Origin of the sequence: Pseudoalteromonas sp. NZS100_1 (assembly GCF_015864285.1) — a bacterium.
GTDB lineage: Bacteria > Pseudomonadota > Gammaproteobacteria > Enterobacterales > Alteromonadaceae > Pseudoalteromonas > Pseudoalteromonas arctica.
The window spans coordinates 12,573-35,585 of the sequence record NZ_JADYXN010000012.1 but is presented as its reverse complement, the minus strand read 5'-3'; the positions used below and the strand labels follow the sequence as shown (position 1 = coordinate 35,585).

Here is a 23,013-nt window from a genome sequence, read left to right as displayed (position 1 = left end):
TCATCCTTAATTTAGCTAATGTGTAGGTTAAAGTTAGTTTTATGGTTCAACGGTTTTATCTGCCAGTGCAGCTAATACTTTACTTATTTTTTTAGCCGTTGGGCAATTTACAGCATCATGGCGCGCAGCTATATAAGTAGGATCGTTGTAACTTAACCACACTTGCGATTGTGCGTCTTCCCATACCAGTGCTTTTAGCGGTAAATCAATACCTATTGTTTGAGCGCACTGCATAAGTGGTGTGCCGCCTTTAGGATTACCAAATATAAGAACCTCTGTTGGGCGTAGTTGTTTATCTACTTTTTTAGCACCCGCTGCGTGATCTATTCTTGCAAATATATTTAGCCCTTTTTGTTTTGCCAAATTCTCAAACTTATCCATAGTGGCTTTTGCACTTAATGGGCTTTTTACTGAAATTAGCCCCTCTACTGCGTTAGCATTTGTAATAGTAAAGAGTAATGCGAGTCCAAAAATAATGTTTAGTGTTTTCATAGTGCCTCCGTTTAAAATATAAATACTGAGCGTTATTGCTCCTTTAATTTTTACAGTGTACATTTTTGCTAGGTAATTAAATTTAATAAATTTTTTGGCTGATGGTTATGTATTTCAATGTATAATAAATTTAAAGGGAGAAATACATGCACATTGGAATAATTGAAGATCATCAATTAGTACGCGACAGTTTTAAAAAACTACTAGAGCTACAAGCAGACTGGGAAGTAATAATAGAAGCCTGCAACGTTAGCCAAGCAAAACTGGCTGTTGAGCTTGAACAACCCGATATATTTATTGTTGATATATCACTTAATGAATCAGAAACCGGCCTTACATTTTTAACCTACCTTAACGAAAATTTCCCTGAAATTAAAACTATTGTTGCCTCTATGCACGATTACGAACCTTATGTAAGTAATGCACTACGACTAGGCGCGCTTGGTTATGTGTCTAAGCGTTCTGCGTCGGAGGAGTTAATTGATGCCGTTAAATCGGTTGCATTAGGTAAACGCTACATAAGTGAAGACGTAAATTTTGCTTTAAATACACCAAACTCAGCATTAACTATTTTAACTAACCGTGAGCTTGAAGCTTTACCGCTGTTAGCAAAGGGCTTTAATGCAAAGCAAATAGCACAAAAATTAGAAATAATGCCTAAAACAGCGCATGTACATAAGGCAAATATTTACAGTAAGCTTAATGTTACAACTTCGTTTGAGCTGTTAAAAATAGCTATTGATGCGGGAGTAATAAAGCTAGATGAACTTACCTAGTACACTGCCCGCCTTTAGCTTTACTATTACGGCGACCGTTAAAGAAATTACAAAGCAGTTTGTAGTTGGTGTAATTTATTTTGTTGCCTGTATTGCCGCTTTTTGGGTAGGTACTAATTTAGAAACTGTGCCCGAAAGTAGCGCTATATTTATTCCTGCCGGGATAAAAATTGCTTTTTATTTACTTTCGCCAACTCGATATTGGATCACGTTGTGGGTATCGTCTCGTGCTTTGGCTGCTCACTTAGGGTATACAATGACAGGCGCATGGGAGTTTAATTTACTGCATGGTTTTTGGCAGGAGCTTTGCTTTTTTGCCCTTGTGTATGCGTTTAAACATAGCCGCTGGCCGCCGAACATTAATAATAGTTTAGGTATACTTTCGTTGATTTTATTGTGTGTTGCGAGCACCTCAATAAAGTGGTTTTTGTTTTCCAGTGCGTTTGAATTTACAAACATATTGGTTGCTAAAGAGCTATTACAGTATCAATTAAATATGTGCCTTGGCGATATAACTGGCTCGTTATTAATTGCGCCGTTTATTATGCTACTTCATTCTTTAAACCTTCCGTTAAAGCGCCCTGCATTACTTAAAGTCACTAATTTAACGGTTACGTTGGCTACCCTTTTACTTGTTATGATGCTTGTATACCTGATACGCCCTGATACCTACCCATTGCTTCGCCTTGCATCGTTATTACCTGTTATTTGGTTTTCGTATCGCTTTGGCGTATTAGGCGCGGTAACTAGCGCTACACTTATAAATGCACTAATAATAGTTGAAGCAAATATTACCCATGAGCCTAGCAATACTTATATTAGCCAGTTGTTTATTTTAGCTAATGCGATTACCAGTATGGTGTTAGGCGCGGCTATTACAGAGCTTAAACGTAAAAATACTGAATTAAAAAAGATTAACCGCGCGCTTAAAAAACAGCTTGAGCAAAACACGCTTCTTGGGGCTAAAATGGTGAGCGTACAAGAAAACGAGCGAAAGCATCTGTCACAAGAGTTACACGACGAACTTGGTCAAAACTTAACGGCTTTAAAAACCGATTTGGCTATTTTGTCGCACCTTAGTGATGAAAAAACGCAATCGTTTGTGGCAACGTTAAAAAGCAATGCAAACTCTATGTACGATTCTGTTTATCAATTAATGCATTACCTTCGCCCTCGTGAATTGGACGAATTAGGGCTACAAAATGCGATGACCCAAGGGCGATTAAAAAGCTTACTTACCAAAGCAAATATTAGCTACGAGGTTAATTTTAATGTAGATAATGCGCTGACAAAAGAGCATGAAATTGCCGTTTACAGAATTTGCCAAGAAGCCGTAACCAATTGTATTAAGCACAGTAATGCGGGCAATCTTATTATAAATATTAAAACGGATAGTCAGTTTATAAAATTAGAAATTAGTGATAACGGAAGCAAAGTAAAACAGACTGAAAATTCAGGTCACTATGGTTTAGCATTTATGGAAGAGCGCGCTATTGCGCTAGGGGGTAGCTTTAAGGTTACTGATCAAGGCGGCTTTACCATTAAAGTAAAACTGCCTATAAATATTGGGCGTTAAACGCTTTAACAAATTGATACTTGCTTAGTGTAAAACTTTTGCCTTGGTTGGTCATCAAATGAGTCATCGGGGTTTACCTGTATTTCAACTTGGTTGCCCACCAGCTGTAGCAATAACCCGGTAGCTATTTGGCAATTACCTAAGGTTGATTTTACAACCACCATTTTGCCTATTGCGTCTTGCAGCCTTGGCTTTGGTAAATTAGGGTTAGTAACAGGTCTTAACCCTTCTGCTTTTACAAATAAATTTATGCAATAAAGTTTAGCTGCGGCAACTCTTTGTTCGTTCATTTTAGCTATATCAACATTATTCAAAAAATGAATAATGGCTTGGTTAGCGCGGCTAAAGTCGCTAGCAACATCGTCTAGCTCTCGCCCTGCAGCCCACTTTCGGGTAACTAAATACTTTCCAGCTTCTACTCTTGATAAGGTAATTGACGCTCCAGTCATTTTACTAAACCATTCAATACAATAACTTGCTGTATTAATGTTGTGAAGTAATACGCTCATGCTGCCAAATTCTTTTGTACTTTCACCCAATAAAGTCATATTTGTATCTCAACGTCCTAGTTATAAAGAGTTTAATAGTAATTATGAAAGTAAAAAATCATCCATATTCCTAATCAATCTAGGAAAATGGCTTAGTAAATAACATGTGCTATTTATAAAACACCATTTATGAGCTTAAACCCATTATTAATGGTTAAAATGTTAAGCAGTGGTTTAAATTTATCGTACGGTTGATTATGATAAGTTAATTACTATATCTATGTTTTCGCTTTATTATTTTGAAAGGATCGCCATGTCTAGCTATAACGAATCTCCAGAGCAAATTGAACAAGCCACACAAAGCTATGTAATGCAGCAAACAATGTTGCGTATTAAGGATCCAAAGCCGTCTTTAGAATTTTATCAAAATGTATTAGGTATGAAGCTGTTAGGTAAGTATGACTTTCCTGGTATGAAGTTTACGCTTTACTTTTTAGGCTACGAGCAAGAGCTGCCAGAAGGCGATGATAAAGCAAAAGCTGAATGGGTGTTTCGCCGCCCTGCGCTAATAGAGTTAACCCATAACTGGGGCACTGAAAACGATGACAGTTTTGAGGGCTACCACAGTGGCAATCAAGAACCTAAAGGCTTTGGACATATTGGTATTAGCGTGCCCGACGTTTACGAAGCTAGTGAGCGCTTTGCAAAATACGATGTAGAGTTTGTTAAAAAGCCAGATGATGGCTCAATGAAAGGGCTTGCGTTTATTAAAGACCCTGACGGCTATTGGATTGAAATACTCTCTGCTGAGGGAATTACCGAAATTATACTTTCTCAGTAACAACTGATTTGTTTATATTAAAAACCAGCTTTTTTGCTGGTTTTTTTATTTTGCTCGTAAAATTTGTCTCTATTTATAAGCCCAAGCATCGGTTATAAACACTTGGCACTTGTTGTAACTAGTAGCAGACTTTTGGGCTATGCCTCTTACTCTAAAATTAGTTAAGCCATTAGCTATTATTAGATCTTCGTCGGTTATTGATAGCGTATCGACTAGTGCGTTTTGCTCTGATAAAAAGTCGACTTTAAACTTTATATTTTTAAACGAAAAGTCTGATTCATTTTTTATTTGCCCTATACACGCAACATACAAACCATCTGTTTCATTTTTAGTGCTTATTTGGCTTACATTAGCAGTTAAGTTTTTTTGTGCTTGTTCTTCAAGCCCTGCTACATAAATATTTTGATAAAAAACAAACCCAAAAATACCAACAATACTTAAGGCCAATGCACCAATAATTATGGGATTATTTTCTAAGTTAGAGTACTTAGCTTGAAGAGAGGTGCATTGCGGGCATTTTTTAGCGCGAGAATCAATTGAGCTAAAACACATAATGCATTCTTTAGTTTGCTGAATATGTACCATTACAATAAGCATCCTTGTTAAGTATTAAAACCAGCAGCAGTGCTAACTTTTAAGGAGTTTAAGTGTACGCATGCCAAGAATATCCGTAAACATAAATAGCTTAAATAAGTAACGATTTTAGCACCCATTAAAAACAACTGTATATAAATACAGTACTCGTGTTTTTAGTATTTTAACGTAAACATAAAAAAGCCAGCGGTTAAGCTGGCTTAATATATTTACTAATCTATATAGTTACTTACATAGCTACTTACGAAGTGCGTCTATTCGCGCATCAAGCGGTGGGTGAGATGAAAACAGCTCAGCCATACCTTTGCCACTTGCAATACCAAAGGCCATCATTGAACCTTCTAATTGCGATGGGTGGTTTTGCTTTAATCGCTCAAGCGCTGATCGCATTTTGTCTGCACCTACTAATTTAGCTGCGCCGCTGTCGGCTGCAAACTCACGTTTACGGCTGTAACTTGCAACTACTATGCTTGCTAGCACGCCAAATAATACTTGGAATAACATATCGAATAAGAAGTATGTCCAGCTACTGCCGCCCTCTTCTTCATCGCTATTTATAAAGTTATCTACAATGCCTGCCAGTACTTTTGCGGCAAATATTACAAAGGTGTTTACCACGCCTTGTATTAGCGTAAGCGTTACCATGTCGCCGTTTGCAATATGCGATACTTCGTGGGCAAGTACGGCTTCGGCTTGATCTTTGGTCATGTTGTGCATTAAGCCTGTGCTTACTGCCACTAACGAGTTGTTTTTACTTGGGCCGGTTGCAAAAGCGTTCATTTCTGGGCTGTCGTAAATAGCCACTTCTGGCATTTTAATACCTGCTTTTTGTGCTTGCGCAGATACTGTTTGTACAAGCCAATGTTCGGTTTCGTTTCGAGGCTGCGTAATTACATGCGCGCCTGTTGATTTTTTAGCGATCCATTTCGACATAAATAACGAAATAAACGATCCACCAAAACCAAATACGGTGGCTATAAGTAAAATTCCGCCTAGGCTACGATGACTTAAGCCCAGCGCGCTCATGATTATTGAAAGCACTACACCTAATACCAACATAACCGCTAGGTTAGTTAATAAAAACAAAAATACACGTTTCATATTGTCCTCACAAAAATAGTTTTGATCACCGAACATAAAATTAAATTAGGTTAAAGCAATCACTGCGTTATGACACACTATGTCATAACGTTAGCGCTATTTTGTGACAAACTATGTCATAACACAAGTGTTATTTATGTGTTTATTGATAATTTTTTTAGGAAGAGTTTTACAGCAAATTTAAATATGAAGTTTTTTATAAATCAGCTTATTACAAGCTGTGATTTAGCTCTGCCATATCAATTGGAAATCCACGCTCGTGTGCCAATATGCGCGCAACTTCGTCAATACTTTCGCTGCTATTATGTTTAAGGTATGACCATTGATGGGTACTGCGGTGATGATTTACAGCAGGATCGCTGCTTATTATTCCCAATTTTATAAATTCACCCACTATCTGATCTGCCGCTATTAACGTTGACGATGCTTTAACATTTTCGGCCCGTGCATAATTAATATGCGAATATAAGCTTACATCGGCTACGCGCAAAGTGTCGTCATCCCCTGGGATTTGTTGCCCGCCAAACAAGGCATTATTTTGTGTATTAGCAGTTTTAAACGCAGGTACAAACTCGGCTACATAATCAATTGCTGTTTGGGTGCGTGTTTGCAATGCTGCTTTGTCCCACCCATCTTTAATATAATGCAGATATTTATCGGGGAGTTTAGGTTGTGCGCTCATTGGTGTTGCATCAGCTAAGCCATCATTAAACAATGTAATGTTGTTAGTCATTCCATGTATTTGAAAATACCCATTAGGGTAAGGGGTTAGCTGCGCCATACCTTCTGGCGTACCACGGTTACCATAAATAATTATTTCGGGTATTTGCCCACCAGCACCTTGCCAATGAGTAATGTAAGAGGCTTTAAATTCGACCATGCGTTTTACATCTACCCCAACCAGGTCGTCAATAATACCGGTTTGAAAACCACACGCATTAATAAGGTAATCTACCTCAATCGTTTGTGTATCGACTTGTGTATCGGTTTGAGTATCAGGTTGTTCATCAAGGCTTGGCTCTGATTGGTATTCAATGCCCCATTTAAGTGTTTGCTTATCATTATTGGTATTTATAACTGGCGATACACTTTTAACACTGGTGCTTGTTAAAACGTGAGCGTGTTTGTACTGTGCAAGGGCGAGTTGTGCACTGGCCGATAAACGAAATATATTCCAACCATATTCTTGTGCGACAATAAGCGGAAACTTTAGCTTATCTAAATCTAAATGCTTAGCAACGGGTATCATCCACTCATCTAACGACGTGGGCTTGGCTACTTGTTTTTGCTTAGCAAGCTTTAGCATTTGCTCATAACTATATAACTGATAATAATGCTCTGGCTCGCCTAATACTTTATTAGCGCTGTCTTGCTCTACAAGCTCGCTGTAGGCTTTTACTAATTTATTTAAACGCGGAAATAAATCCTCGGGTGAGTCGTCATCGCGTTTAGGTACGGCAAATACGGTAGGACGAACATCGATGGTGTGAGGATAAAGGCGCGCAATGTCTATACATTGCTTGAGTAAATCTATGCAGTCTTCATCGGGTATTTCACGGTATAAGTTGCCACCTGCATGCAAATGGCACATTGGAGGGCCATCAATTAACGACTTTTTCTTTTCAAGTACATAAGTTTCTAACCCTAACGCAGCAAGTCTAATGGCTATTGTGGCGCCAGCTGTGCCCCCACCTATTATGCCTACGCGTTTTTTAGGTAAGCCATAGTTTAGTGCTTTTGGCTCGGCGCTTACGTGCGCATCTGGGGCGTAGCTTTCAATAAATGGGTGCGTCATATAGTCGTTATATCCTTAGTAACTTAGTAACATTGTCTTTAAGCAAGCTATGTATTTATAAATGTTTATATGTGTACTAAGGCTGACTATTTCAAGATTTACCTAAAAAAGTAAATCTTTTTAAACCACTTAAGTGTTTATAGATAATGCACTAAGCAAGCTTTTGTATATTTGTAACTTAGGAGTTTGCTCGCTGTATGGGCTTATAGCAAGTATTGGGAACGGTAAACGTGCTTTAAGTGAATCAAGGTTTGCTTGATACTCGTCCATGTTTTTATCGACTTGGTTTGCAATCCAGCCAACGCAGTTTATACCCATACTTTGCATATGCGCAGCGGTTAGTAACGCATGATTTAAGCAACCTAATTTCATACCAACAACGAGTATTACCGGCAGTTGCTCTGCTTTAACCCAGTCGTATAAATACTCCGTATTGTTAATAGGTAACGCCCAGCCACCAGCACCTTCGGTAAGTATGTAATTAGCGCCCTGCTGTTTTACATCATTATAAGCATCACTTAGTTTATCAATAGTAATACTAACCCCAACTTTCTCCGCTGCTATGTGCGGCGCAATAGGGGGTGCAAACGCAAACGGATTTACTACGTCGTATTTAGCGCTGACTGTTGCACTTTCCATTAGTATAAGGGCATCGGCGTTTACTAGCTGCTCAAACGCCATTTCGCAGCCAGCAGCAAGGGGTTTAAAGCCAATAGCTTGTTTTTTATGTTGGGCAAGTAACTTTAATAGCAAACTGGTAACGTGGGTTTTTCCGGCATCGGTGTCGGTGCCTGTTATAAAAAATTCTTTCATGCGTTGCCTTTAATGTCTTTGGGCTTATTTAGTGTTTTTCTAATGATAACAGCACCACATGATAAGACACACATGCTTTGTTATTTATAAGCGGATACGAACTGCATACTTTTTGTAGCGCCGATTTAGTAAGTAACCCTTGACGTGTATTGGTATGATTTTGCGTAGTTGCACCTATAGCTTTAATTGAGGCAATAGCTTTTAAAGGTGTTGTGTATTCATCGGTGTAAATACGTTTTTGAGCGCTGTTAATAGTAAACCCTGCTTTTTGGACTGATTGGTTTATATGCAACTCACTATTAAAGGTATTTATGTGGCTGTTAGAATCAAGCGCTGCAAAGGCTGTTTTTATTTCGTTAAGTGAGCCCTCTACCACAGCGCTTATGTACGCCTGCCCGCCTGGTTTTAATATGCTGTAAAGTGATTGCATTAAAGCCGAAAAATTAGCAGACCACTGCACTGCAAAATTACTGTAAATTACATCAACACTGTTTGCTTGTAGCGGTAAGTTATCCATATCGGCGCATATTTTTGGTGCGGTTAAATCACTACTTTGCAGCATATTTAAGCTCAAATCCATTGCCACAACGCTTTCAAATACGCTTTGTAAGGTATGTGTATTAACAAGTGGGCCTGCGCCTAAATCAACACAAAGCTTATTTTTATTAATGCCTGGTTTTATGAGTGAAAATAGATCGCTCGCAGCATGTTTTTGTACATTTGCATGGGTGTTATAACGCGCTGCCGCCTTTGAAAACTTACTTTGTGTAGACTTTTTAAGCTCCTTATTTAGCTCCTTGTTTAACTCTATATCCAATTCGCTACTTACTAGGCACGGTTTTACAAGTTGTGTTTGCACTAGGTCTGTTTTTAATACTGGCTGAGCAGTCATGCTATTGCACCTACTAAATGCTTAACTAAGTGCGTTATGTCTTGCTCAGTATGTGCGGCGGTTAAAGTAACGCGTAAACGTGAGGTATTATGTGCAACCGTGGGCGGCCTAATTGCAGTGAGCCAAATACCCTGTTGTTTAAGTTTATCTGCCGCTTGCAACGTTTGCTCAGCACAACCTAATACAATGGGCTGTATGGCTGTGTTTGACTCCATTACAGCAATATTATGGGTTTTAGCGAGTTGCTTAAATAACGCAATATTGGCATTTAGCTTATCGCGTTTATCATCAGCTGTTTTTATGCTTTTAATACGCGCAAGTGTGTGACTTGCCATAAGCGGCGACATAGCAGTTGAATACGTGTAATCGCGATTAAATTGCAGCATGTAATCAATAAACTGTTTACTGCCTAATACACACGCACCACTACTAGCCACTGTTTTACCAAAGGTAATGACTAATATATCTGGAAGCGTTTGAGTAATAAATGCTTCGCAACTGCCCAAACCTGTTTTACCTAATGCGCCAAAGCCGTGTGCGTCGTCAATCATTAGCCATGCGTTGTGCTGTTTTGCAAGTGCGAGTAATTCTTTAAGAGGCGCGGTATCGCCATCCATCGAAAACACGCCTTCGCTTATAATTAGCTTGTTTTGCGCTTTTGATTTTTCGAGCCGTGAGCGTAAATGGTTCATGTCGTTATGATTAAAACGGACTAAAGCCGCGTTACAATGCAGAGCACCGTCAATCAGGCTTGCATGATTTAACTTATCTTGAAAAATAGCGCTGTTTTGTGCAGCGGCTTTATCTTGAAACAACGCCTTAATTACGCTGCTATTAGCGCTAAACCCTGAGTTAAATAGCATCCCTGCGCCATAACCAAATTGCTCGCATAAATATTGTTCAAGCCCTTTTTGCTGCGCCTGATAACCTGTAACCAATGCGGAGCTGTGGCTGCCTAATGCTTGGGAGTTATTAAGGTTAACAGCCACATCTCCAAAGCCTAAGTAATCGTTACTGGCAAAATTAAGATAGGTTTTATTATTAACCGTTATAGTACGCGCTGTTGCATGTTGCACTACGTGGCGTTTACGAAGTAACGCATCTTGCAGGCGAGCCTGCAGATGCGTGTTTATAAAATCAAAAGGCATAGATATAAAAGCCTACGCTTCGTAAAACAATTCAGAGGTTGCTTTGTCGGCTACTTGCGATGAAAGCGAAGCTTCTACTGCTTCGTCTGAATAGTCGTGACGCTTTTCTGGGTTCATGCCTAATTTTTTAATTAGGTTCATATCGGCATCAGCGTCTGGGTTTTCGGTGGTAAGAAGTTTGTCGCCATAAAATATTGAGTTAGCGCCTGCAAAAAAGCACATTGACTGCATTTGCTCGTTCATGGCGTTACGCCCTGCCGATAAACGCACATAACTGTGTGGCATCATAATGCGCGCTGTTGCAATGGTACGTACAAATTCAAAGTGATCTAAATCGTCTGCGTTTTCAAGCGGTGTGCCTTTAACTTTAACGAGCATATTAATAGGCACGCTTTCTGGCTGTTGTGGTAAATTAGCTAGTTGCATAAGTAGTCCAAAGCGGTCGCTTGCTTGCTCGCCCATGCCGACTATTCCGCCTGAGCATACTTTCATACCGGCATCGCGTACGTGGTCAATGGTATTTAATCTATCTTGAAAAGTACGGGTTGATATAATTTGCTCGTAATACTCAGGCGATGTATCGAGGTTATGGTTATAGTAATCAAGCCCAGCGTCTCGAAGTTCATGAGCTTTTTCGTTAGTGAGTTTACCCAGCGTCATGCAGGTTTCTAACCCTAGCTCTTTTACTTCTTTAACCATTTGCGAAATGTATGGCATGTCTCTGTCTTTTGGATCTGACCATGCAGCGCCCATACAAAAACGGGTCGCGCCTTTTTGTTTTGCAAGGCGCGCTTGCTCTACTACTTTTTCTACTTCTATTAAGCGTTCGCGTTCTAAATCTGTTCGGTAATGCCCCGACTGCGGGCAGTACTTACAATCTTCTGGGCAAGCGCCTGTTTTAATTGATAACAACGTAGAAATTTGCACTTCATTTGGGTTGAAGTTAGCACGGTGAACCGATGCGGCTTTAAAAAGTAAATCGTTAAATGGCATTTCAAATAATGCTTTAACTTCAGCGTGGGTCCAATTGTGACGAACAGGTGCAAGTTCCATAATACTCTCTTATTTTTTCTCAACGGTGATATTGGCTTAGTCTACGAGTTGAAGTAACATTGTCAACGAAGCCCACCAAGTTAAAGTTTACATATGATTAAAAAGAATGCGATTGACCTTGATTTTGATCGTGAGCACATTTGGCATCCATATACATCTATGACTAAGCCAATTCCGGTATATCCCGTTACACATGCAAATCACAACATTATTCACCTTGAAACTGGCGAGCAATTAATCGATGGCATGGCCTCGTGGTGGAGCGCAATACATGGCTATAACCACCCTGTTATAAATAACGCCATGATTGAGCAAATTAATAATATGAGCCACATTATGTTTGGCGGTATTACACATAACAGCGCGGTAGAGCTTTGCAAAAAAATAGTAAATATAACGCCGCCGAGTTTAACTAAAGTGTTTTTAGCCGACAGCGGATCGGTAAGTGTTGAAGTAGCAATAAAAATGGCGCTGCAGTATTGGTTAAGCCAAGGCATTACAACAAAACAAAAATTAATGACGCCTTACAAGGGCTACCATGGCGACACCTTTGCAGCCATGAGCGTATGCGACCCCGTTAACTCAATGCATAGTTTATATTCAGGCTTTTTACCTGAACACGTTTTTGTACCTGCACCGGTTAGTCAATTTGGGGGCGAGTTTAACCAAGCTGAAGCCAAAGAGCTTGAAGAATACTTTAAAGCAAACCACAGCAAAGTAGCCGCCTTTATCATTGAGCCTATTGTACAAAACGCGGGTGGGATGAACTTTTATCACCCCGATTATTTAGCCTGCGTTCGTAAATTGTGCACCCAATATAATGTACTGCTAATTTGCGACGAAATAGCCACTGGCTTTGGCCGTACAGGTAAATTATTTGCTGTAGAGCACGCCAATATAGAGCCCGATATAATGTGTATTGGTAAAGCATTAACTGGCGGATCAATGACGCTATCGGCCACTATAACAAGTGATAAAATAGCCATTGGCATAAGCGAAGGTGAAGCAGGTGTTTTAATGCACGGCCCTACGTTTATGGGCAACCCGCTTGCCTGTGCTGCGGCCTGCGCAAGTATTGATTTATTACTTGAGCAAAACTGGCAACAACGAATAAAGCAAATAAATACCCAACTACAACAACTTAATAAATGCAGTGAACTAGATGCGGTTGCCAATGTACGTACCTTAGGTGCTATTGGTGTTGTTGAGCTAAACGAGGCTGCTGGCAATGTTGATGTTGCTAAAATTCAGGCTTATTTTGTAGAGCAAGGCGTATGGATACGTCCATTCGGTAAACTAATTTACCTTATGCCACCGTATATAAGTGACGACACCAGTATAAAAACACTGTGTGATGCCATTTACAATGCCATTAAAGGCAAGCATTACGCTTAATAGCCGGTCTCAATAACTAATCCTAATACAGGTTATAGGGCTATTTTCTGTAACCTACCGCTACATTTAGTGTTTTTATCTATTAAGCGAGTTTGTGGTTATTGATCTCGTTAACTATTAGCTATATGATAATGTCTATCATTTACAATTACCTTTTTGGACTTCTTTGCTATGAAATTACTATTTAAACCAGCCAAAACTTTAGGTGCAAGCCTTTTACTAGCCTCGGCGTTTATGGCTCAACCAGTATTAGCTAACGGCCCTATTGGCGAGCATGTTAATCATCTTCAAGCTAACCTTAAAAGTTACGCAGAAGAAGTAGAATGGATGGTAGGCAAAGTTGATACCATGGTAAGCGACTACGACACTAAAGGCGCAAAAGCTGTAAAAACTGATGATTTAATTGAATATTGGGAATCAGTTAAGTTTCACAGCGCAATAGAAACTAACTTCGTACCGGTATACGCTTCTATTTGGCAGGGTCTTTATGGCGTAAAAATGGCCATTGATAATAAACAGCCTGCTGAGGAAGTTCGTAAACAACAAAAAGCGATGAACATAGCCTTGTGGCAAGGCCTTGGGGCTGTTAAGCTTGCTGCAAAATTCCAGCAAAAAGGCTTGTTAGACACTGTAAAAGCTACCGCTACAAAAGAAATGACACAAAGTGCCACAATTGATGAAATTAAGCACAAATTAGACCGTGTAGTAGCTAAATTTGCTGAGCGTTTACAAGACGAAGCAACTGAAATTGTTCATGATACTTACCTGCACCTGTTTGAAGGCGTTGAAGGTACACTTATTGAGCAAGACGCTAACCTAGTTGAAGTGCTGGAAAAAGACTTTAACGTAACACTGCCACTAGCAATTAAAAACAGCAAAAGCGTCGATGAAGTACGCGATGTGATCAGTGATATGCAAACAAAATTAGACCGCGCTAAGGTTTTAATAGAAAAAGCCGAAAAAGCCCGTAAGGATGTATTTTAAGTGAAGCGTAGGACCTTTATTCAAGGCCTAGCTGCGTTAGGGGTGGTTGGCTCATTGCCACTGCCTCTTTCTCGTGCGCTAGCCGCTGATATAGCAACCCCAGTTTCTGTTGATGATTTACCAAAGCTTAAAGGCGAGTTAACTCTTTATTTAGGCCGAGGCGAAGGTGGTTTGTATGAAAACGTATTGCAAGCAATCCAGAAAAAAAATCCAGACTTTAAACTCGGTATACGCCGAGGTCCTACTGCTGCTTTAGCAAATACGATTGTTGCAGAAGCTAAAGCCGGCGTTCGCCGCGCTGATTTATTTTGGGCGGTTGATTCAGGCGCGATTGGTTTAGTAACCGATGCAGGCCTTGCACAACCTATCCCAAGTGATTTATCTGCTCAGTTACAACCACAATTTAGATATAAAGAGTGGGCTCCAGTAACTGGCCGTATTCGTACATTGCCATATAACACGTCGCGTTTGACCAAAGATCAAATTCCAACAAGTATTATGGAAATTGCCGACAGCGATTTAAGTATTGGCTGGGCACCCGCCTACGCTTCTTTTCAATCATTTGTAACCGCAATGCGAATTTTAGAAGGCGACGACAAAACCGCTAAGTGGCTTAAAAAAGTTAAAAAACGCTCTAAAACATACGCTGGCGAATTAGGTGTTGTTATGGGCGTTGAGCGCGGTGAAGTTGATATTGGTTTTGCTAATCACTATTACACATTGCGTTTAAAATCAGGCAAGCCTGATGCCAAGCTTGATTTAGCATTTACACAAAATGATGCGGGTTGTTTAGTTAATGCATCCGGTGTGCTTGCTTTGAATGACGATCCACTTGCTACTAACTTTATGCGTTATTTACTCAGTAAAGAAGTGCAAGGTTATTTGGCTACTGAAGCTTACGAAATTCCGTTAATCAATAATATTAGCCAACCAGAGGGATTACCTTCACTTGCTGATATTTCACCGCCTAAAATAGATTTAACCCAACTGGCAGATTTACGACCTACCATCGATTTGATGAGAAATAACGGCGTTTTATAATGCGACTACCCGCTTCTTACCCAATGGCGCTGCTTGCAGCGCTCATTACGCTTACCCCTGTTTTTATATTAATGGTGCTTGCTAGTGATGCCAGTTCCGTTTTTGATAGTCATAATTTAAAAATTTTAGGTAATACCTTAGCCCTAATGGGGTTAACGGTTTTAGGTTCTATTTTAATTGGTGTGCCACTGGCCTTTATTAGTGCGTATGTGCATTTACCATTTAAAAAACTATGGCTGGTATTTTTTGCAGCGCCTTTAGCTGTGCCCAGTTATATAGGTGCGTTTACCTTATACGCGGCCTTTGGCCCGGGCGGCGAAATAAACACGTTAACCGGTATAGAAACCCCTTCTATGTATGGCTTAACGGGCGCCGCCATTGTAATGACCTTATACACATTCCCATTTGTAATGATGACCACTCGCTCGTCCCTACTAAGCCTTGATGCAAGTATGGTTAACGCTGCACGTACACTGGGTATGTCGATGACGCAAAGCATATTTAAAGTCATATTACCCCGTGTAGTAAACGGCATAGCCGCAGGCTCATTGCTGGTAGCGCTTTATACGTTGTCAGACTTTGGTACACCTGCAATGATGCGCTTAGATACATTTACCCGTGTTATATATGTTGAATACAACGCCTTTGCGTTAGGTCGAGCTGCCATGCTCTCATTGCAATTAATGGTGATTGTTGGCTTTTTATTATTAATAGAATCGCAAATAAAAACAGCCAGTGAAAAACAAGGTCGCCCACTTATTTTGTTTCCAAGCAAATGGCAGCTAAGCGCCATGTTTGCTACCTTTGCGCCAGTGTTACTATTAGCTATTGGCTTGCCTTTGGCTATATTTTCGCTTTGGTTAGCTCGTGATGGTTTTAGCTCATTTGATTTTAATATTGCGTGGAACTCTACGTATGCATCGGGTATTGCGGCAATTGTAGCCGTTATCGTTGCGATCCCCGTTGCACATGCCGCACTGAGTGGAAAAGCGGGTCGTATAATGGAGCGTGTTACTTACTTTGGTTTTGGTATTCCGGGTATAGTAATGGGCACAGCGCTTGTTTACGGTGGTTTGCAGTTACCGTTTTTATATCAAACACTGGGATTGCTTATTATTGCTTATATGCTGCGATTTTTACCACTTGCTGTGGGCTCTGTTAGAACAAGCACCGAACACTTAGACCCAAGCTTAGTAAAGTCTGCGCGCGTATTAGGGGCAAGCCCACGTGAAGTATTTACTCGTATAACACTGCCTTTAACAATGCGCGGTATTATTGCCGGTGCAGCACTGGTGTTTTTAGAGTCAATGCGCGAACTCGAAGCCACGCTATTACTTGGCCCAACAGGGTTTGAAACCCTCTCTACATATTTATGGCGTGTATACGAAGCGGGCTATTTTGGTCGCGCTGCTATTCCTGGATTATTGTTAGTAGTGATATCTGCCTGCGGGTTAGCTATTATGATGTCTGGCGAAAAACGCAACCAGTTTGAACATTAAGGATTTAAGAAACAATGCTATCTGTAAGTCAGTTGTCTATAGATTATGGCAGTAACCGCGTAGTAAGCGATTTAAACTTATCGCTGGGTGAAAACGAAATCCTTATGCTTGTAGGGCCAACAGGTTGTGGTAAAAGTACAATTTTACAAGCCCTTGCTGGCCTTATACCTATTAGCGAAGGCGAAATAAACACGGGTAAATGGCGCGCTACACCCAAATTAACACTACCTCCTGAAAAACGCAGTGTAGGTATGGTGTTTCAAGATTTTGCGTTATTTCCGCACTTAACCGTACAGCAAAACATTTGCTTTAGATTAAAAGATACAGCCCCTGCTGAGTATTGGATAAACCTACTTGGACTGAGCGATTTTAGAGATAAAAAACCAGCAACGCTTTCTGGCGGACAAAAGCAACGTGTTGCACTTGCGCGAACCCTTGCCCACCAACCTGATTTTGTATTGCTTGATGAGCCGCTTTCAAACTTAGATGCCGCCCTTAAAGACATGCTTCGTTGGGATATTAGAAACGCACTTAAAGCAGCTGGCGTACCTGCGATTTGGGTAACACACGACCAAGAAGAAGCACTCTCAGTTGGCGATCGTGTTGGTATACTTAAAGGCGGCAAAATTCAGCAAATCGATACACCCGAGCGCTGCTTTAGTACCCCAAATAATCGCTTTGTGGCACGCTTTTTAGGTGAAGCCAGCTTTATTAGCGGCCAATTTAGCCAAGGACAAGCCACTACCTCAATTGGTAATGCGCCCGCTCATGGCGTTGACTGTGAAAGTGGCGACGTTGATGTACTACTTCGACCAGACGATGTGTTACTTGTACAAAGCAGTGTTGGCAATAACGGCGAAGTAATTTGGGTACGTTTTGAAGGTGGCAGCCGCTTGTGTGCTGTAAAACTTGCGTGCTCTACGGTTGTAACTAGCCGAGTAAGCCATGAAGTTGTTGTAAACCCTGGCGACGAAGTGCATGTATCACTAAGTACCTCGCACCCATTAGCGGTTTATAAATCTATAGACTGATTAAAATATTGATGTAGGCATTAATTTAAACATTAATACCTACATCAATACTTACTATTTAGACCCAAAATTCAGTTTAAATACGTTCCCCGTTAAAACCCTATCTCGCTTAAAACTAATACTTTTTACCTTTAAAAAACTCACTATAGTCAATAAACAACAATAATATGCAGGTTAAATTATGAACCTCTTGCTATTAATCAGCTGTTGCTGTTTACTGAACAAAGATTAATGTTAAATAGTTCCTCTCAGATATCACTTATCAGGTTACGCCTTTTATATTAGTTAAAACCACACACAAACATTAAAACACATTATTAAGCATTGCTTTTAGCGAACCTATTATAAAAATAAAGCTATATTCAAGCATTGCTGAACCTTAATTATCCTTTAAACGTTTATAAAATTGTTCAGCCCTTAATGGTACAAAGGATCTAGATAGTGAATAAAATAAGTACCAAGAAAGAACTCTTAGAATACTCCGAAAGTATTGTAAACACGGTTCGAGAACCACTGATTGTTTTAGACCAACATTTAAGAGTAGTTACAGCAAGCCGCTCATTTTATGAGTTTTTTCGCGCTAATCACAAAGACACAGTCGGGAAACTAATATACAACCTTGGTAATAATCAATGGAACATTCCCAAGCTTCGTGAATTATTAGAAACCATATTGCCTCAAAAAACGAGCTTTGATGATTATAAAGTTGAGCACAATTTTAAAACAATTGGTTGGCGTACAATGCTGCTCAACGCAAGGCAAATTAAACGTACTCAGTCAAAAGATCGTATTATTTTATTGTCTATCGAGGACATTACTGAACGTAACGCGATTCAAGAAGGACTCGTAAAAGCGAATAAAGAGCTAGAAGTGCTAACGAGTGACTTGGAAAGTGCTGCTCGAGTTAAATCAGAGTTTTTAGCAAATATGTCGCATGAACTGAGAACCCCGCTTAATTCTATAAATGGTTTTTCTGAGGTGCTCTACGATGAAACATTTGGCACTTTAAATGACAAACAAAAACAGTATGTTAAAAATGTATTGGTGAGCGGCAAACATTTACTGTTACTTATTAATGAAATACTGGATATGGCAAAGATTGAAGCAGGCAAAATGAGTCTCACCATCTCTCATTTGCCGATACGCCAAGTATTGCACGAAATTACAGGGCTTACAGCAGATACAGCTAACCAGAAAAAATTGAATATGTGTCTTGATATTGCTGATGACTTGCCACCAATTGAAGCTGACTCCCTTAAGGTTAAACAGATACTTTATAATTTGCTTTCAAATGCAGTGAAGTTTACACCCGATGAGGGTCAAATTGGCGTTAAAACACGACATACTGATACAGAAATAGAAATAATAATTTGGGATACGGGTATAGGTATTGCTGCTGAAAATATGGAAAAAATATTTGAAGGTTTTTTCCGTATAGAAACCCCCTATTCTAGATTAACAGAAGGTACAGGACTTGGGCTGCCAATCGCAAAAAGTCTAGTAAAGTTGCATGGAGGCGAGTTTGTTATTGAATCTGAAGGTGTTAATAAAGGCACATCGGTTCGTATAACTTTGCCAATTAAACAAAAGTCTGTGGTAAAGCATAATGAAAACCAAAATAGTTATAGTTGATGATAATGCGAATAACCTATTGCTAGAGGAAGATCTTTTACTCATGGCAAATTTTGAAGTATTCACTGCTATGAATGCAAGAGATGCGCTTTTAACAATAAAGCGTGAGACTCCAAAAATTATTATATTAGATGTCCAACTCCCAGATATGTCTGGAACAGAGGTTGCGAAAATTTTGCGTGATGAAAAAGAAACGGCAGATATTCCTATTGTTTTTGTTACCGCTTCTGTTTTACCCGCAGATATAGACCAATTACTGTGTATACCTAACAGTGCGTATATTTCTAAACCTATAGATACACGCACGTTTGCTCAACAAATAAGTTTATATATAAAGTAATGACTACAATTATTTAAACCTTGATACACAGGAACAGTTAATGAAAGATAGCCCTTTAATTTTGGTTGTAGATGACAACCTTCAAAATATTGAACTCATGCAAGCTTATCTTGAACCCAAGGGATATAAAACAGTAACAGCGACTGGCGGGCAACAAGCATTAGATATCTTAGCACAACAACCTGTAGACCTTATTTTACTTGATATAATGATGCCCGGTATGAACGGTTTTGAAGTAACACGCCGTGTTAGAGAAGACGCCCTATTAAAGCTATTACCTATCGTCCTTATTACTGCTTTAAGAGAGACAAAAGAGCGAGTTAAAGGGATTGATGCTGGTTGCGATGATTTTATTACAAAGCCTGTAGATAAAAACGAGCTATTATCGCGCGTTAAGTCCCTTCTTAAGATTAAAGACTATAACGATTTAAGAACAAATTATCAGAAACAATTAGAAGCTGAAGTTGCTCAAAGAACTGAATCATTAAAGCAAGCAATGCTAAGCATTAAAGCCGCATCACTAGAAACAATTAATAGACTAACCAAAGCTGCTGAATACAAAGATGAAGAAACGGGTGCGCACATTCAACGCATGAGTTTGTATTCTGAGGCCGTTGCACGCAGTGTAGGGTTAGATGAGGGAACAGTTGAAAATATTTTATTTTCAGCGTCGATGCACGATCTCGGAAAGATTTCTACACCTGACCATATTTTGCTAAAAGCAGGACAATTAGATGCTGCAGAATGGGAAATAATGAAACAGCACACCGTTGTAGGCGCTAGCATACTTTCGGGTTCTGATTCTGAGGTTATTAAACTCGGTGAAATTATTGCACGCTCACATCATGAAAAGTGGGACGGCTCTGGTTATCCTGATGGCTTAAAAGGTAGTGAAATTCCAATTGCAGCACGCGTAGTTGCTATTGCTGATGTATTTGATGCTCTCTCGTCAAAGCGTCCTTATAAAAAATCATTCTCACAAGAAAAAACATTTGCCATTATTAAAGAAGGTAGTGGGAAGCACTTTGACCCCGCAGTAGTGGATGCTTTTTTTGCAGTTCAAGAAGAAATTTTAGCAATTAAACAAAAGTATGCTGAAAAGTAACACGTCCATAATTAATTAGAGAAAACCCAATGAACGGACCAAACCCCAATAATCCTTCACCAATGGAAGGTTTTCCTCAAGTAGGTTTTTATATTTGACGATAAAACAATAAATACGCTGCTAGATATATCTTGGTGAGATTGGAGCAATGATAAAATCACTGCTCATTTAAATACTATAACTCAAAATAATTTAGACGTGCTGTCTAAAATTCAGCACTACCACTCAAACATGTAGGCCATTTTGCTTATGGTTTTAAGCGGGACATTATGCGAGTTACGTTTAGCATATAAGTGCTGCATTGATTTGTCTTTCACTTCACCCACTATCACTTCTTTTACTTGATAACCTAAAGCAACAGCAGCTTGAGTGTAAGCTATAAATTCCCACTTTTTAATATTGGTGTTATCTACAATTACCAATGGCATACCTTGAGCAAGTGCATTTATAAAGCGCGCTAAATTTAAATTATGAAATTGCGACAATTTAAATTTATCGAAATGATATTCGCCCTGCTCATTAATAAAGTAATCATCAGTTGAGCAGATTAGGTATTGGCTTTCGTCAACTCCACCTAATTCGTCAGCAAGGCTTTGCGCGTAGTAAGACTTACCGCTTCCTGGTAGTCCTCGTAAAATAAAAACTTGTTTCATAGCATCGATTTTTTAAGTGTGAATAAATATTAATTTGATTTGTTTGTTAATAATGCCACAAAATCATTAAATTTAAGAGCAACAAATCATAATAGTAGTAATTAAACTCTAAAAACTGTTTAAAAATAAACCGCATGCATAAAAACTTTTAAAGAGTTGCCCACAATAGTTTTTTTATTCAACTTTACTAGGTAAGATACAGGGTTCAAGTGCAGCGCCGTTTATGTGCAATTTATGCCCGAGTGCTGCGCACAGTTAAAATAAAATAGTTAGGCAACTTATATCATTGGAGTGAAGATGAGCCATTTAGCGATTTCAGAGCTATTAAAAGGCAATGTTGCGGTAGACAGCCAAGTAACAATTAAGGGCTGGATCCGTACTCGCCGCGATTCAAAAGCAGGAATTTCATTTTTAGCCGTTCATGACGGTTCGTGTTTTGATCCTATTCAAGCGGTAGTTCCTAATTCACTGAATAATTATGATGAAGTTACTAGCTTAACAGCCGGTTGTTCTGTGTCGGTTACTGGTGTTTTAGTACAATCTGCTGGTCAAGGTCAATCTTACGAAATTCAAGCTAATACAGTGACTGTATTAGGTTGGGTAGAAAACCCAGATTCATACCCAATGTCGGCAAAGCGCCACAGCATTGAGTACTTACGTGAGCACGCTCACCTTCGCCCTCGTACAAATATGATTGGCGCGGTAACTCGTGTACGTAACTGTTTAGCACAAGCTATTCACCGTTTTTATCACGAGCAAGGCTTTTACTGGATCAGCACGCCAATTATTACGGCAAGTGACTGTGAAGGTGCTGGCGAAATGTTCCGTGTATCTACGCTTGATATGCAAAACTTACCGCTTACAGACAAAGGCGAAGTTGATTACAGCGAAGATTTCTTCGGTAAAGAAGCATTCCTTACTGTATCTGGCCAGTTAAATGGCGAAACTTACGCGTCTGCAATGTCAAAAATTTACACGTTTGGCCCAACATTCCGTGCAGAGAATTCAAATACATCACGCCACCTTGCAGAATTTTGGATGGTAGAGCCTGAAGTTGCGTTTGCTGATTTAGAAGACATCGCAAAACTTGCTGAAAATATGCTTAAGTATGTGTTTAAAGCCGTACTTGAAGAGCGCCGTGATGACATGGAATTTTTTGCACAACGTGTAGAAAAAACCGCAATTACGCGTTTAGAAGAATTTGTAGAAAAAGACTTCGCGCAGGTAAATTACACTGAAGCAGTAGAGATCCTTAAAAACTGTGGTAAAAAGTTTGAGTACGCTGTTGAATGGGGTGTAGATTTACAGTCTGAGCACGAGCGTTACTTAGCTGAAGAGCACTTTAAAGCACCGGTAGTTATTAAAAACTACCCACGTGACATTAAAGCATTCTACATGCGCCAAAACGAAGACGGTAAGACCGTTGCCGCAATGGACATTGTAGCACCAGGTATTGGTGAGATCATTGGTGGTTCACAACGTGAAGAACGCCTTGATGTACTTGATGCACGCTTAGAAGAAATGGGCTTAAACAAAGAAGATTACAGCTGGTACCGCGATCTACGTAAATACGGTAGCGTGCCGCACTCAGGCTTTGGTTTAGGCTTTGAACGCTTAGTTGCTTATGTAACAGGTATGGGCAACGTACGTGACGTTATTGCCTTCCCTCGTACTAAAGGCAGCGCAACTTACTAATACTAAGTTAGCCGTTTATAAATACTAAAAACCAGCCAATTGGCTGGTTTTTTTGTGTCTTTGATTTAC

At 39.6% G+C, this 23,013-nt stretch carries 22 protein-coding genes; 12 read left to right on the top strand and 10 right to left on the bottom strand.

Annotated features, from left to right (window positions below; all coding sequences use genetic code 11):
* Positions 1-39: 39 nt before the first annotated feature.
* Positions 40-492 (bottom strand): DUF302 domain-containing protein, encoded by a 453-nt coding sequence (locus tag I6F66_RS10020; protein WP_197209199.1) that lies wholly within the window; start codon positions 490-492, stop codon positions 40-42.
* A gap of 146 nt (positions 493-638) precedes the next feature.
* On the opposite strand from I6F66_RS10020, the gene I6F66_RS10015 reads away from it, so the two are divergent.
* Together I6F66_RS10015 and I6F66_RS10010 are read left to right on the top strand one after the other, a co-directional pair.
* Entirely contained in the window at positions 639-1,268 is a 630-nt protein-coding gene (locus tag I6F66_RS10015; RefSeq protein ID WP_165741744.1) for a response regulator transcription factor, read from the top strand.
* Positions 1,255-2,844, top strand: a complete 1,590-nt coding sequence (locus tag I6F66_RS10010; RefSeq protein ID WP_197209198.1) for an MASE1 domain-containing protein — start codon at positions 1,255-1,257, stop codon at positions 2,842-2,844. The genes I6F66_RS10015 and I6F66_RS10010 overlap by 14 nt, the downstream gene beginning before the upstream one ends.
* 5 nt (positions 2,845-2,849) lie before the next feature.
* On the opposite strand, the gene I6F66_RS10005 is transcribed toward I6F66_RS10010, so the two are convergent.
* A complete protein-coding gene (locus tag I6F66_RS10005; protein ID WP_197209197.1) occupies positions 2,850-3,392 on the bottom strand; it encodes a hypothetical protein in 543 nt (180 codons plus the stop codon).
* A gap of 253 nt (positions 3,393-3,645) precedes the next feature.
* On the opposite strand from I6F66_RS10005, the gene gloA reads away from it, so the two are divergent.
* Positions 3,646-4,173, top strand: a complete 528-nt coding sequence (gene gloA, locus I6F66_RS10000; RefSeq protein ID WP_197209196.1) for a lactoylglutathione lyase — start codon at positions 3,646-3,648, stop codon at positions 4,171-4,173.
* Positions 4,174-4,242: 69 nt separating this feature from the next.
* Here gloA and I6F66_RS09995 read toward each other — a convergent pair whose 3' ends face one another.
* The 7 genes from I6F66_RS09995 to bioB all read right to left on the bottom strand — a co-directional run bounded on the left by I6F66_RS09995 (position 4,243) and on the right by bioB (position 11,569).
* Positions 4,243-4,758 (bottom strand): hypothetical protein, encoded by a 516-nt coding sequence (locus I6F66_RS09995; RefSeq protein WP_197209195.1) that lies wholly within the window; start codon positions 4,756-4,758, stop codon positions 4,243-4,245.
* A gap of 246 nt (positions 4,759-5,004) precedes the next feature.
* Positions 5,005-5,868, bottom strand: coding sequence for a protease HtpX (gene htpX, locus I6F66_RS09990; RefSeq protein WP_007586783.1), 864 nt, complete (start codon positions 5,866-5,868; stop codon positions 5,005-5,007).
* A 211-nt stretch (positions 5,869-6,079) separates the two neighbouring features.
* Complete coding sequence (locus tag I6F66_RS09985; protein WP_197209194.1) at positions 6,080-7,663, bottom strand: FAD-dependent oxidoreductase; 1,584 nt, start codon at positions 7,661-7,663, stop codon at positions 6,080-6,082.
* Positions 7,664-7,792: 129 nt separating this feature from the next.
* A complete protein-coding gene (gene bioD, locus I6F66_RS09980) occupies positions 7,793-8,476 on the bottom strand; it encodes a dethiobiotin synthase (protein WP_197140616.1) in 684 nt (227 codons plus the stop codon).
* A gap of 28 nt (positions 8,477-8,504) precedes the next feature.
* Positions 8,505-9,368 (bottom strand): methyltransferase domain-containing protein, encoded by an 864-nt coding sequence (locus I6F66_RS09975; RefSeq protein WP_197209193.1) that lies wholly within the window; start codon positions 9,366-9,368, stop codon positions 8,505-8,507.
* A complete protein-coding gene (locus tag I6F66_RS09970) occupies positions 9,365-10,516 on the bottom strand; it encodes an 8-amino-7-oxononanoate synthase (protein ID WP_197209192.1) in 1,152 nt (383 codons plus the stop codon). Before I6F66_RS09970 ends, I6F66_RS09975 begins: the two co-directional genes overlap by 4 nt.
* A 12-nt stretch (positions 10,517-10,528) precedes the next feature.
* Entirely contained in the window at positions 10,529-11,569 is a 1,041-nt protein-coding gene (gene bioB, locus I6F66_RS09965; RefSeq protein WP_197119338.1) for a biotin synthase BioB, read from the bottom strand.
* A 93-nt stretch (positions 11,570-11,662) separates the two neighbouring features.
* On the opposite strand from bioB, the gene bioA reads away from it, so the two are divergent.
* The 8 genes from bioA (at position 11,663) to I6F66_RS09925 (ending at position 20,596) form a co-directional block, all read left to right on the top strand.
* Entirely contained in the window at positions 11,663-12,964 is a 1,302-nt protein-coding gene (bioA, locus tag I6F66_RS09960) for an adenosylmethionine--8-amino-7-oxononanoate transaminase (protein WP_197209191.1), read from the top strand.
* Between the two features lie 171 nt (positions 12,965-13,135).
* Positions 13,136-13,948 carry a hypothetical protein gene (locus I6F66_RS09955; protein ID WP_007586790.1) on the top strand — a complete coding sequence of 271 codons (813 nt, stop codon included), beginning with the start codon at positions 13,136-13,138 and terminating at the stop codon, positions 13,946-13,948.
* Entirely contained in the window at positions 13,949-14,989 is a 1,041-nt protein-coding gene (locus I6F66_RS09950; RefSeq protein WP_197209190.1) for an extracellular solute-binding protein, read from the top strand.
* Positions 14,989-16,488 carry an iron ABC transporter permease gene (locus I6F66_RS09945; RefSeq protein ID WP_197209189.1) on the top strand — a complete coding sequence of 500 codons (1,500 nt, stop codon included), beginning with the start codon at positions 14,989-14,991 and terminating at the stop codon, positions 16,486-16,488. Before I6F66_RS09950 ends, I6F66_RS09945 begins: the two co-directional genes overlap by 1 nt.
* A 14-nt stretch (positions 16,489-16,502) precedes the next feature.
* Positions 16,503-17,519: an ABC transporter ATP-binding protein gene (locus I6F66_RS09940; RefSeq protein ID WP_197119336.1), complete on the top strand. Its 1,017-nt coding sequence runs from the start codon at positions 16,503-16,505 to the stop codon at positions 17,517-17,519.
* 441 nt (positions 17,520-17,960) lie between these two features.
* Complete coding sequence (locus I6F66_RS22825) at positions 17,961-19,151, top strand: HAMP domain-containing sensor histidine kinase (protein ID WP_010552739.1); 1,191 nt, start codon at positions 17,961-17,963, stop codon at positions 19,149-19,151.
* Positions 19,126-19,491, top strand: coding sequence for a response regulator (locus I6F66_RS09930; protein WP_010552738.1), 366 nt, complete (start codon positions 19,126-19,128; stop codon positions 19,489-19,491). Before I6F66_RS22825 ends, I6F66_RS09930 begins: the two co-directional genes overlap by 26 nt.
* Before the next feature lie 40 nt (positions 19,492-19,531).
* The gene (locus tag I6F66_RS09925; protein ID WP_165728680.1) at positions 19,532-20,596 is read left to right on the top strand and encodes an HD domain-containing phosphohydrolase; all 1,065 of its coding nucleotides are present in this window, start codon (positions 19,532-19,534) and stop codon (positions 20,594-20,596) included.
* Between the two features lie 218 nt (positions 20,597-20,814).
* Here I6F66_RS09925 and I6F66_RS09920 read toward each other — a convergent pair whose 3' ends face one another.
* Positions 20,815-21,249 (bottom strand): ATP-binding protein, encoded by a 435-nt coding sequence (locus I6F66_RS09920; protein WP_007586798.1) that lies wholly within the window; start codon positions 21,247-21,249, stop codon positions 20,815-20,817.
* 297 nt (positions 21,250-21,546) lie between these two features.
* On the opposite strand from I6F66_RS09920, the gene asnS reads away from it, so the two are divergent.
* Positions 21,547-22,944, top strand: a complete 1,398-nt coding sequence (gene asnS / locus I6F66_RS09915; RefSeq protein WP_010552735.1) for an asparagine--tRNA ligase — start codon at positions 21,547-21,549, stop codon at positions 22,942-22,944.
* Positions 22,945-23,013: the final 69 nt, after the last annotated feature.

What these genes read in the sequence shown, in the direction of transcription:
- I6F66_RS09975 (WP_197209193.1), bottom strand. Translation starts at nt 9,368, where the DNA reads ATGACTGCTCAGCCAGTATTAAAAACAGACCTAGTGCAAACACAACTT.
- I6F66_RS09920 (WP_007586798.1), bottom strand. Translation starts at nt 21,249, where the DNA reads ATGAAACAAGTTTTTATTTTACGAGGACTACCAGGAAGCGGTAAGTCT.
- I6F66_RS10015 (WP_165741744.1), top strand. Translation starts at nt 639, where the DNA reads ATGCACATTGGAATAATTGAAGATCATCAATTAGTACGCGACAGTTTT.
- I6F66_RS09985 (WP_197209194.1), bottom strand. Translation starts at nt 7,663, where the DNA reads ATGACGCACCCATTTATTGAAAGCTACGCCCCAGATGCGCACGTAAGC.
- bioB (WP_197119338.1), bottom strand. Translation starts at nt 11,569, where the DNA reads ATGGAACTTGCACCTGTTCGTCACAATTGGACCCACGCTGAAGTTAAA.
- I6F66_RS10005 (WP_197209197.1), bottom strand. Translation starts at nt 3,392, where the DNA reads ATGACTTTATTGGGTGAAAGTACAAAAGAATTTGGCAGCATGAGCGTA.
- I6F66_RS09925 (WP_165728680.1), top strand. Translation starts at nt 19,532, where the DNA reads ATGAAAGATAGCCCTTTAATTTTGGTTGTAGATGACAACCTTCAAAAT.
- I6F66_RS09945 (WP_197209189.1), top strand. Translation starts at nt 14,989, where the DNA reads ATGCGACTACCCGCTTCTTACCCAATGGCGCTGCTTGCAGCGCTCATT.
- gloA (WP_197209196.1), top strand. Translation starts at nt 3,646, where the DNA reads ATGTCTAGCTATAACGAATCTCCAGAGCAAATTGAACAAGCCACACAA.
- bioD (WP_197140616.1), bottom strand. Translation starts at nt 8,476, where the DNA reads ATGAAAGAATTTTTTATAACAGGCACCGACACCGATGCCGGAAAAACC.
- I6F66_RS09930 (WP_010552738.1), top strand. Translation starts at nt 19,126, where the DNA reads ATGAAAACCAAAATAGTTATAGTTGATGATAATGCGAATAACCTATTG.
- asnS (WP_010552735.1), top strand. Translation starts at nt 21,547, where the DNA reads ATGAGCCATTTAGCGATTTCAGAGCTATTAAAAGGCAATGTTGCGGTA.
- I6F66_RS09970 (WP_197209192.1), bottom strand. Translation starts at nt 10,516, where the DNA reads ATGCCTTTTGATTTTATAAACACGCATCTGCAGGCTCGCCTGCAAGAT.
- I6F66_RS09955 (WP_007586790.1), top strand. Translation starts at nt 13,136, where the DNA reads ATGAAATTACTATTTAAACCAGCCAAAACTTTAGGTGCAAGCCTTTTA.
- bioA (WP_197209191.1), top strand. Translation starts at nt 11,663, where the DNA reads ATGATTAAAAAGAATGCGATTGACCTTGATTTTGATCGTGAGCACATT.
- I6F66_RS10020 (WP_197209199.1), bottom strand. Translation starts at nt 492, where the DNA reads ATGAAAACACTAAACATTATTTTTGGACTCGCATTACTCTTTACTATT.
- I6F66_RS09940 (WP_197119336.1), top strand. Translation starts at nt 16,503, where the DNA reads ATGCTATCTGTAAGTCAGTTGTCTATAGATTATGGCAGTAACCGCGTA.
- htpX (WP_007586783.1), bottom strand. Translation starts at nt 5,868, where the DNA reads ATGAAACGTGTATTTTTGTTTTTATTAACTAACCTAGCGGTTATGTTG.
- I6F66_RS10010 (WP_197209198.1), top strand. Translation starts at nt 1,255, where the DNA reads ATGAACTTACCTAGTACACTGCCCGCCTTTAGCTTTACTATTACGGCG.
- I6F66_RS09995 (WP_197209195.1), bottom strand. Translation starts at nt 4,758, where the DNA reads ATGGTACATATTCAGCAAACTAAAGAATGCATTATGTGTTTTAGCTCA.